The organism is Microcoleus sp. D3_18_C2 (assembly GCF_036702395.1).
In the GTDB taxonomy this organism is placed as follows: Bacteria; Cyanobacteriota; Cyanobacteriia; order Cyanobacteriales; family Microcoleaceae; genus Microcoleus.
In genome coordinates this window covers 48,432-58,955 of record NZ_JAUBTG010000034.1, presented here as the reverse complement: position 1 = coordinate 58,955, position 10,524 = coordinate 48,432, and the positions used below count along the sequence as shown (strand labels likewise).

Annotated in this window: 7 protein-coding genes; 5 read left to right on the top strand and 2 right to left on the bottom strand. The window is 46.9% G+C overall.

What is annotated here, in order from left to right; genetic code table 11:
- Positions 1-173: 173 nt before the first annotated feature.
- Positions 174-1,757, bottom strand: a complete 1,584-nt coding sequence (serA, locus tag QUA88_RS19420; protein ID WP_333057864.1) for a phosphoglycerate dehydrogenase — start codon at positions 1,755-1,757, stop codon at positions 174-176.
- Between the two features lie 288 nt (positions 1,758-2,045).
- Here serA and QUA88_RS19415 point away from each other — a divergent pair, with 288 nt between their 5' ends.
- From QUA88_RS19415 to QUA88_RS19395, 5 genes are all read left to right on the top strand, one after another.
- A complete protein-coding gene (locus QUA88_RS19415; RefSeq protein WP_333155102.1) occupies positions 2,046-2,552 on the top strand; it encodes a hypothetical protein in 507 nt (168 codons plus the stop codon).
- Positions 2,553-2,654: 102 nt separating this feature from the next.
- A complete protein-coding gene (locus QUA88_RS19410) occupies positions 2,655-3,266 on the top strand; it encodes a Uma2 family endonuclease (RefSeq protein ID WP_333262790.1) in 612 nt (203 codons plus the stop codon).
- Positions 3,267-3,882: 616 nt separating this feature from the next.
- Positions 3,883-7,161 carry a DEAD/DEAH box helicase gene (locus tag QUA88_RS19405; protein ID WP_333273230.1) on the top strand — a complete coding sequence of 1,093 codons (3,279 nt, stop codon included), beginning with the start codon at positions 3,883-3,885 and terminating at the stop codon, positions 7,159-7,161.
- Between the two features lie 15 nt (positions 7,162-7,176).
- Entirely contained in the window at positions 7,177-8,001 is an 825-nt protein-coding gene (locus tag QUA88_RS19400; protein ID WP_333057867.1) for an SWIM zinc finger family protein, read from the top strand.
- A 238-nt stretch (positions 8,002-8,239) separates the two neighbouring features.
- A complete protein-coding gene (locus QUA88_RS19395; protein ID WP_333057868.1) occupies positions 8,240-9,019 on the top strand; it encodes a photosystem II S4 domain protein in 780 nt (259 codons plus the stop codon).
- A 666-nt stretch (positions 9,020-9,685) separates the two neighbouring features.
- On the opposite strand, the gene QUA88_RS19390 is transcribed toward QUA88_RS19395, so the two are convergent.
- Complete coding sequence (locus tag QUA88_RS19390) at positions 9,686-10,474, bottom strand: SDR family oxidoreductase (protein ID WP_333057869.1); 789 nt, start codon at positions 10,472-10,474, stop codon at positions 9,686-9,688.
- Positions 10,475-10,524: the final 50 nt, after the last annotated feature.

The following is a 10,524-nucleotide window of genomic DNA, read 5'->3' as shown; positions in this document are numbered from 1 at the left end:
ATTTTAGATTTTAGATTTTAGATTGGCCCAGGGGAACTGGAGACTGGGAACTGGGGAGTGAGGAATGAGGATTGGCTAATAGAAAAATTCCCGCTTTCAGGCCAATTACCAACGATCGATTACCCATTACCAATTATCAGTCCTGGCATCCAAAATCTAAACTCCTAAATCCGTCAAAGATTTACCGTGTAAGCATCCCGAATTCCCGGAACTTTGAGGATCTCAGCCAGTATCCCCTCTGGTAGAGGGTCATCAAGGCTCAAAACCATCACCGCATCGCCTCGCACGATTTTACGGCCTACCTGCATACTGGCAATATTGACATTAAAACTGCCCAATTGGGAACCAATTTTGCCAATAATCCCCGGCATATCGCGGTGCAAGGTAAACAGCATATGGTGAGTGGGGGAAACGTTGACCGGGAAATCGTCAACACTGGTAATCCGAATTTCGCTTTCGCCGAGCACTGCACCTGTCACGGTGTGTTCGCCGAGGGTTCCCTTAGCCGAGAGGTGTAGGGAGCCGGTGTAGTCGCGAATTGAGGCGTCTCTGGTTTCGACGACGCGAATTCCGCGTTCTTTTGCTTCAATGCTGGCGTTGACGTAGTTAACGCGCTCTCGCAGGGCTTGGGAGAGCAGGCCTTTGAGGGCGGCAACGACTACGGGCTGGCTTTGGTTGCTGGCCAATTCGCCTTGGAGTTGGACGTTGAGGTAATCGACTCGGCCTCCGGCTAGCTGGCTGACGAGGTTGCCCAGGGTTTCGGCGAGTTGCAGGTAGGGTTTGAGTTTTTCGATCGAGTCTGGGTAAATTCCTGGTATGTTGACAGCCGATCGCGCGGGCAGCCCCAACAGTACATCGCGGATTTGTTCAGCCACGTCGATCGCCACATTCACCTGAGCTTCCGCTGTGGATGCTCCCAAGTGGGGTGTCAGCACGATGTTCTGGCCGACACTCCGCAGTGGGGAATCAGCTTCCAGCGGTTCGTGTTCGTAAACGTCCAAAGCTGCGCCGGCGATCTGACCTGATTTGATGGCTTCTGCGAGGGCTGCTTCGTCGATTATGCCGCCTCTGGCGCAGTTTATGATGCGGGCCGTGGGCTTCATTTTCGACAGCACTTCAGCGTTAATTAAGTGCAGGGTTTCCGGCGTTTTGGGGATGTGCAGGGTGATGTAGTCGGATTCGCGCATCAGCAGTTCGAGTTCTACTAAGCGGCAGCCCAACTGATCGGCTCTTTCGGTGGAAATGAAGGGGTCATAGGCCAGCAGTTTCATGCCCATTGCTTTGGCTGCGGCGGCGAGGTGGGAGCCGATTTTGCCCAAACCGACGATGCCGAGGGTTTTTTTGTAAACTTCTACGCCCAGAAAGCGGTTGCGTTCCCATTTACCCCCTTTGACGGATTCGTTAGCTTCCGGGATGTGGCGAGACATCGAGAGCATCATGGCGAGGGCGTGTTCGGCGGCGGCGATCGTGTTGCCTTCGGGGGAATTGACGACTACAATTCCTTTGCGGGTAGCGGCGGGTACATCGACATTATCTACGCCGACGCCGGCTCGGCCGATAATTTTAAGTGAATTCCCGGCTTCTATGATTTCTTTGGTAACTTGGGTGCCAGAACGGATCATTAAAGCGTCGTAATCTGGAATAATTTTTACCAGTTGTTCGGCTGAGAGTCCTGTGTTTACGTCAACTTGCGCGACTTGGGAGAGGATGTCAATTCCGGCTTGGTCGATCGGATCGGATACTAGAACTTTAGGCATAGCAAGCAATTGAGTGCAATAGTAAAAATAGACCGAGCGTTGGCGAGCTCAAAGTTGAGACTTACACTTAGAGCAGTATCTAACAGCTCAGCTCAAGCTTGCCTTTGTGCAGTTTGAATTGTATCTGTATTCGGTCAAGGTCGGCCGTTTTTTGCATGAAATATTTTAGCTTTGCGGGCGATCGGACTCTCTGACAGTCTGAAAATCCCGCAAGTGCTTAGCTAGTATGTCTTTTCGGGCTATAATAGACTTTGGCTATTCCAGCCTAACTATCAGGAATTATTCTCAATGAATTATCTTATCGCCGTACTGCCCGATCGAATGCAAGCCGAAGCTGCCTACTGTGCTCTGGAAAAAGAAGGCTTGCCCATGAAGCAAGTGAGCATTTTGGGCCGCGGCTACAAAACTGCTGATGAATTTGGCTTGATCGACCCGAACCAGCAAGCGAAGAAACAAGCTAAACTCATGGCGATTTGGCTGATTCCCTTTGGCTTTATTGCTGGCGTTACTTTCAGCTTGATTACTGAGTTGAAGACTTTTGCCTGGGCGGGAGAAATTGGCGATCACGCGATCGGTGGTGTACTAGGTGCGATCGCCGCTGCAATGGGCAGTGTGTTTGTTGGAGGCGCGGGCGGTATGGCTTTTGGTAGCGGCGATGCTTTGCCCTACCGCAACCGTTTGAATGCCGGTAAATTTTTGATTGCGGTTAAGGGTACTGATGATTTGACTGGCAAAGCTGCGAAGATTTTGCAGCAGTTTGAACCGGAAAATATCCAAGGTTATACAGAGACTTAGTTATTTGTTTGTTAACAGTTGACTGTTGACTGTTGACTGTTGACTGTTGACTGTTGGCTGTTGACTGTTGACTGTTGACTCGTGTAATATTTGGAGGCAGTTATGGAATCACAAACTATCCCCCTAGATTCTCCCCTAGAATTAACGCTCGAATTAACAGACGAGCAGTTTTTTCAGTTGTGTATTGACAACCGGGATTTAAGATTTGAACGGACTGCTAGTGGAGGATTGATTATTATGCCACCTACAGGTAGCGAGACGGGTAGACGGAATTCAGACCTAAACTTTCAACTTAAGGCTTGGAGTCGTCAAAACAATTTAGGAGTTGTTTTTGACTCTTCAACTGGATTTAAACTGCCCGACGGTTCAGATATTTCTCCCGATGCTGCTTGGGTGCGGCGCGACAGGTGGGATGCTTTAACTGCTGAAGAAAAAGAGAAATTTGCGCCGATTTGTCCAGATTTTGTGGTGGAATTGCGTGAAGCGAAGCTATCCCGTAGGGAATCGACTACTGACTCGCTAGAAAAATTGCGGGCTAAAATGAAAGTGTATGTGAAAAATGGAGCGAGGTTGGGATGGTTGCTCGATCGCAAAAATAGACAAGTTGAAATCTCCCGTCAGGGTAGAGAAGTAGAAATTTTAGATGAACCTGCAACTCTGTCCGGTGAAGAGGTACTACCCGGTTTTGTGTTGGATTTAACTGATATTTTCTAAATTTGTAAGAAGACTCGGCGGTTGAAACCGCATCTATTAAGTCAAAACCCGCAGAGGCTGGTTAAAGAGGACAACTGGGGAAAATTATGTTATTCTCTTTAGTCGGCATCCAGCAGACATGGTTTGTATAAACCTGCTTTCAACCGCCTTCTTATCTTTTCCCGCTAATTGATGATATGATAGGCTGCCAAAGGTTGCGTTTGGTATGACCTGTCAGGAACCTCAGCCCTGACGGCATGAGGCTTGGAAGAGAAATCTCAAAAGCCGTCCTGACCAGCCTAAGTCTTAACTGACTACGTTTTTTGAGTCACGACACTCCTTGAATGCGAAGCTAGTTTTCCGCTCTGTCATTTGCAGTTAAACAGTTTTAAGGTCCCTGAAACAGTGCTGCAAGTATAAAAAGCTCTTAAAACATTGGCGAAGCTAACATTACCCCGCAAGGGAGGCTCGAAAGAGCAAAATACTATGCGTACAGGATTGGAAGATTTGAAACGGTAACTGTCCCGTTGAAAGTACAACACAAAGGTACACCGAATTAACCAATTCCAAGGCGGTAGTAAATCAAAAAACAATGTAAAGCCGTCCTAGAAGGACGGGGTTTCTACCCATTTTTCTGATGAAAATCCTCCACGGGACTTGGATTCCTCAAGCAGAAGAGAATTTTATTCAACCTGGAACTTTTTGTCTTTGGGTTGAAACCACTGAAAAGAAAAAACAGCCTGCTAAGGTTCATCCCCGACAATTGAAGACGGCACAGTTAAGAGAGTTTCTAACGAAAGAAGCCGGGATTCAACTGTCAGCAATCAGCAATACAAGTGCGATGGGGCGAGAATACGCGATCGTCCCTCGGTATTTTTTACTCCCCACTGCCGACAACCAGCCGTTACCATCTTTAGAGTTAGCGCGATATTTAGAGACAGAATTACCGGAAACATTTGAGTTGGAGTATTGGCAAGTTGATTGTGTGTGCATCGCCACCCACACTTTGACTAAAGTATTGAACGATCTGCATTTTTTTGCCCTCTACGATTTAGCAGAAGTTCAGTTTGGTTCAGACTTGCTATTTTGGTATCACTACACCCAAAATTTTAAGCAAATTGTTCTGAAAGATCATTATATTCCGGCGTTGCGCTATCGAGAAACTGCTCCGATCGCGATCGCACCCATCGAAACATCCGAACCCGCTGAGAAAGCCACGCGCGGGCGTAAGAAAGCGGGCGAGACAAAAACTAAAACAACTGCAAAAACTCCAAAAACACCTGCCAAAATTGCACCCAGCTTTGAGATTTATCCGGGATGGGAAATTGTTTCAACACAGTACGAAACTGATTTACAACGCTATGTTGAATGGATGCCTTTAGTTTGTGTGTCCGGTTTTCGGAAGATCCAGCTACAAGATACACCAAAGTTCTACGATCGCGAACGGTTGCTGCGGCATTTTTCCGAGTGTGCGATCGCGGAAATTGTCACTCAAACCCCCATCCCAGCATCGTTTGAAAATAAGATTGCGGATTCTTTACTCCAAATCTGCCTCAACCAAACACGAAAAATCGCGCGAGTAAGCCTCGATCAATACCGGCAATGGCAAACCTGGCGCGATCGCATTACGCGCAATCAATCTGCTGACTCATTCTCCCTCTGCTTTCAACTACAATCCCCCGAAAACCCCGAACAGCCTTGGGTTTTAGAGTTTCAGGCGGCTGCGAAAAAAGACCCATCTTTGCGGATGCCGTTGCAGGATTATTGGCGATCGCGATCGACTCAACAAAAACAGTTGCAAACACAATTTGGAGACAACTTTGAGCAACATTTGCTGACAAATCTCGGCTACGCTGCCCGCATTTATCCCCAACTTTGGCAAGGGCTAGAAACCGACAAACCAGTTAACATTACCCTCAGCTTAGATGATGCTTTCACCTTTCTGAGCGAGTCCGCTTGGGTATTAGAAGATGCCGGATACAAAGTGATTGTCCCCGCTTGGTGGACGCCGAAGGGACGACAGCGGGCGAAGATTCGCCTGCAAGTCAAAGGGAAGGGCAGCAAGAGTGCTGCAATCAAGGGCAAGGGATTGTTTTCGGCGGATTCCTTGGTGGAATATCAGTATGAATTGGCGATCGGGGGTGAACGGGTTAGCGAACAAGAATGGCAGGCGTTAGTAAATAGCAAAACACCGCTGGTGCAGTTCCGAGGACAATGGATGGAACTGGACAAAGACAAGATGCAGGAGATGCTAAGTTTTTGGCAAAAACATCGCGAAGAAAACCCCGATTTAAGCCTGATTGACTTTATGAAGTTGACGGCAGAAGGAGAAGCGAGCGAACAGTTGGAGGTTGAGCGCGATCGGGCTTTATCGGATATGTTGGAGAAGCTGCACGATAAGAGTCGGTTAGAGTTAATTGCAGATCCGGCAAAGTTTCAGGGCAAGTTACGGGATTATCAAAAGCGCGGCGTTTCTTGGTTGAGTTATTTGGAAAGTTTGGGATTAAATGGCTGTCTTGCCGATGATATGGGTTTGGGTAAATCGGCGCAGGTAATTGCTCGATTATTGCAAGAGCGGGAAGTTTTATCTAGTACAAAAGAGACAGAAAAAAATACAGAAAATGCGGTTCTACCCACGCTGCTAATTGCGCCCACATCCGTAGTTGGTAACTGGCAAAAGGAAATGGAAAAGTTTGCTCCAGAATTGCGATCGCTGATTCACCACGGCCCTCAACGTTTGCAAGATGCCAAAGCATTTAAAGCCGCCGTCCAAGGTTGCGATATGTTGATTACTTCCTTTACCTTGGTGCGAAAAGATGAGAAGCTGTTGAGCAGCGTAGCGTGGCATCGCGTGGTAATTGATGAAGCCCAGAATATTAAAAATCCCAAAGCGGCGCAAACCAAGGCGATTTTAAAGTTACCCGCTACCCATCGACTAGCATTGACTGGAACACCTGTAGAAAATCGATTGCTGGATTTATGGTCGATTTTTAATTTCCTCAATCCCGGATATTTGGGAAAAGAGGCGCAGTTTCGGAAGTTGTTTGAATTACCGATTCAAAAACATGGGAGTCGCACGCAATCTGCAGCGCTCAAAAAATTAGTAGAACCTTTTATCCTGCGCCGTCTGAAAACCGATAAGTCGATTATTCAGGATCTCCCCGACAAAGTTGAGCAAAAGCTCTACTGCAATCTCACCCGCGAGCAAGCTTCGCTTTATGAAGCGATTGTCAAAGAGGTAGAACAAGAAATTGACGCGGCGGAAGGAATGAAGCGCAAGGGGATGATTTTGGCGACACTGCTGAAGCTGAAGCAAATTTGTAACCATCCGCGCCAGTTTTTGCAGGATGAAAGTGAGTTTACACCAGAGCGATCGCACAAACTAGAACGGCTGATCGAGATGATTGAGGAAGTTAAAGCAGAAGGCGAAAGTTTATTGGTATTTACGCAGTTTACAGAACTGGGAAGCGCGTTGGAAAAATATATTAAACAAACGCTACATTACAACACTTACTACATCCACGGGGGAACCAGTCGCGAAAAACGGGAACGGATGATTTCAGAGTTTCAAGATCCAGAGTCTGAACCTTCGGTATTTATTCTGTCACTGAAGGCGGGCGGCGTGGGAATTACGCTGACAAAAGCCAATCACGTGTTCCATTTCGATCGCTGGTGGAATCCGGCAGTGGAAGATCAGGCGACGGATCGGGCGTTTCGGATCGGACAGGAAAAAAATGTGTTTGTGCATAAGTTTGTGGCTATTGGCACTTTGGAGGAAAAGATTGACCAAATGATTGAGGACAAAAAGAAATTGGCAGGGTCAATTATTGGTGCTGATGAATCGTGGTTGACTGAGTTGGATAATGAGGCATTTAAGAAATTAATTAGGCTCAATAAAAATGCGGTTCTAGATTAGGAGAAACCAAAAAATATGTCACAATTTACTCGGAATTGGTGGGGTAATAAATTTATCGATGCGTTAGAAAGATTTACAGATTCTGGGCGACTTGGGCGGGGACGTGCCTATGCACGAAACGGCAAGGTAAAAAGCTTTGGCATGAATGATGGGTTAGTGATGGCACAGGTGAGAGGCTCGGTTAATCCTTATTTTGGGGTTTATAAGGAGCCTCTGTACACAACTCAAATTGAGTTTGAGCCAATTAGTCAGGAAAAGTGGCAAATGGCGATCGCCCAAATGGCATCAAAAGCCAGCTTCATTTCTCGGCTGCTGCTCAACGAAATGCCCGACAATATTGAAAAGGCTTTCTCACCCCTCGGATTGCACCTTTTACCCAGCAGCCGCGAGGACTTTAAGACTACTTGCTCTTGCCCAGACTATAGCAATCCCTGCAAACATATTGCCGGAGTTTATTATTTGGTGGCGGCCGAATTGGACAAAGATCCATTTTTACTGTTTGAATTACGGGGGCTTTCTAAGGAAGTGCTGCACCGCGAATTAGCAAAAACGCCTTTGGGCTTGGCGCTGGCTGCGGAGTTGACGGCGGATGCAGCGGCCCCTGTGGCGGTGGATTCCTATTACACGCGGGCGATCGCCAGTGAGGCGCCAACGGTCAGCCTGAAAGAGTTTTGGCATGGTGCGAAGCGATTACCGCAGACGATTGAGGTGGCAGCGCAAAGTGGGGTAAGCGCGATCGTGGTGAAGAAACAGGGAGATTTTCCACAGTTTTGGCACAAGGATGGTTCGTTTATTGAGGCGATGGAAGAACTGTATTTGCGGGTGAAGAAGAATAAGTAGTTGGGTGGACAATTTTGCTGCCATACTCGATCGAGATATTGCAAAAACTTAAACTCGAAGACTTCATAGGTTTGGTACAATAATCGTGCTCATCATATCAGCTTTACCAGCAACTAAAATCATAGGATCGTTATTTGATGATTTTAGACTATAATTAAATTAGTGCGACTGTTAAAAAAGTAGACTTTTTAGTTACAGCAAACTTTGGCAATTTCAAATTAGAATCTAAAATTGACTGATGTTACAAAGAGAAGAACTGTTAAAAGGCATCGAAAACCGCGAATGTGTCGCGCGGGCGATCGACCAAGCGGAACAAGCAATTAAAACTTGGGAAGTTACTCTGACTGATTTTCTGTCGCCTCCAGAATTGGCGGACACTCTGACGGTATTTAAGCGCTTAACAGATGTGGAATTAGTGGCTTGGGGCGGCTACCCGCAAGCTGAAAGACAAAGAATTGCGATCGCGCGATCGGATATCCCGATCGACTCTGCTAGCGTTAACGTTGCTGCGGTGGAGATTGCTGGCAATTTCTTGTTCGATACAGCTTCTCACCGCGACTTTTTGGGGGCGATGTTGGGTACAGGAATTGTCCGCGAGAAAACTGGTGATGTGATTGTTTTGGGAGAACGCGGCGCGCAAGCGATTGTCATGCCGGAGATGGTAGAGTATTTGGAGATGAGTTTGCAGCAAGTGCGATCGGTTCCCGTGCAAACGCGGCGCATTGAGTTGAGCGAACTCAAAATTAGAGAACCTAAAAAGAAAGAAATGACAACCGTTGAAGCATCCATGAGATTGGATGCTGTCGCCTCGGCTGGATTCGCAATGTCTCGCAGCAAAATGGCCGATTTGATTGGCAGCGGCGATGTGCGAGTTAACTGGAAAGACGTTACTCAAGCTAGTTATAATGTCAAGTCTGGAGATTTAATTGCTGTTACGGGCAAGGGAAGATTGGAAATTGGGGAAGTTGCTGTTACTAAGAAGGAACGCTATCGAGTCCAGTTAACTCGATATTTGTAATTTATAGCCCAGAAACCGGGTTTTTTTCGAGAATATGGATACACCGCGTAAAAATTGCGAAAAACCCGGTTTCTTTGGTTTCTGTGGTAGTCCTGGACGCTTGTAAAATTGGGGAAGGTTCATTTGTTTGTGGGTGCGATGGTTTGTCCACGGGCTCGTTTGTTTGTCCGCGATTCCGCGATTCCGCCAGGGGTTGAAACCCCTGTCTCATAGAAGACAGTCGGTTGAAACCGACTGAAGAATGGTGACAAATACTCGATTATTGTGACAAATACGCGATAGTTTATTTAATTTGCTTTTCAGTCCTCTTTTAGAGGACTTTCGCTATGAGACGGGGGTTTCAACCCCCGGCGGACTTGTGGGGTAGCGTGGAGGATTTTGGTGGCGGGGATTTTGGTGGCCCGAATGTGCGATCGACCTTTTGGTAAAATTTGCGTTAGGGGCGATCGACCTTTTGGTAAAATTTGGGTTAGGGGCGATCGAATGTTTGTCGTTGGGTGGGGGCGGGTTTATCTAGATTGTTGCTGGGAATTGGGGATGGTTGGTAAAACCCGCCCCTACAGAATTATCGGGATGTTTGATTGTTTTGGGAAAATTTGGGTTAGGGGCGATCGAATGTTTGTCCTTGGGTGCCGGCGGGTTTATTTATATTGTCAACGATCGCGATTATTCGTCTTTCGCCCGAAACACCTTTTCTACCGACTTCACCAACAGTTCTCGCGGCATCAATCGAGGCATATTGGCGATGATTTGATTGGGAATTCCCCCTGTCACGACATTAGACTCATTTTTGTCTAAAGCTTTCAAAGCATCTCGCACTACTTCCGCTGCGGGAACGAGTTTTTGCCAGCTGCTGGATGCCATTGATTGAGGGAATTCAGCTACTGCGAAAAAGTTCGATTCTGTCGGCCCTGGACAAAGGCATAAAACGCGAATTCCTAAATCTTTGTTTTCCGCCCAAAGTGCCTCGCTGAAACTCAAAACAAAGGCTTTAGTCGCTGCATACATCGACAAGTACGGCATCGGTTGAAAAGCTGCAATGGAGGCAACATTGATGATACTTCCCGATTTTCTTTCGCGCATTCCCTGCAAAAATAAGTGCGAGAGTTCAACTAATGCTACAATATTTAGTTGCACCATTGTTAGTTGTTTCGCAAGCGGGCGATCGGCAAAAGCACCGTAATCGCCAAAACCCGCATTGTTCACCAACAAATCAACCGTCCAACCTTTTTTAACAACCGCGTCAAATACAGCATTTGTGGCTCCTGGTGCGGTCAAATCTTGAACGATAATTTCGACCAAAATATTGAATTCCTGTTGCAGTTGAGCAGCTAGCTGTCGCAATTTGTCTTCGGAACGAGCTACCAAGATTAGATTGTGCTGGCGTTTGGCTAATTCGGCGGCAAAGGCTGCACCAATTCCGCCAGAAGCACCAGTGATTAAAGAAGTCGGCATGAAATTAATTCGGATATTTGATGTGGGGTTTATATATTTTAACAATTATT

Coding starts and splice junctions, on each gene's coding strand:
- serA (WP_333057864.1), bottom strand. CDS start 1,757: ATGCCTAAAGTTCTAGTATCCGATCCGATCGACCAAGCCGGAATTGAC.
- QUA88_RS19415 (WP_333155102.1), top strand. CDS start 2,046: ATGAATTATCTTATCGCCGTACTGCCCGATCGAATGCAAGCCGAAGCT.
- QUA88_RS19410 (WP_333262790.1), top strand. CDS start 2,655: ATGGAATCACAAACTATCCCCCTAGATTCTCCCCTAGAATTAACGCTC.
- QUA88_RS19405 (WP_333273230.1), top strand. CDS start 3,883: ATGAAAATCCTCCACGGGACTTGGATTCCTCAAGCAGAAGAGAATTTT.
- QUA88_RS19400 (WP_333057867.1), top strand. CDS start 7,177: ATGTCACAATTTACTCGGAATTGGTGGGGTAATAAATTTATCGATGCG.
- QUA88_RS19395 (WP_333057868.1), top strand. CDS start 8,240: ATGTTACAAAGAGAAGAACTGTTAAAAGGCATCGAAAACCGCGAATGT.
- QUA88_RS19390 (WP_333057869.1), bottom strand. CDS start 10,474: ATGCCGACTTCTTTAATCACTGGTGCTTCTGGCGGAATTGGTGCAGCC.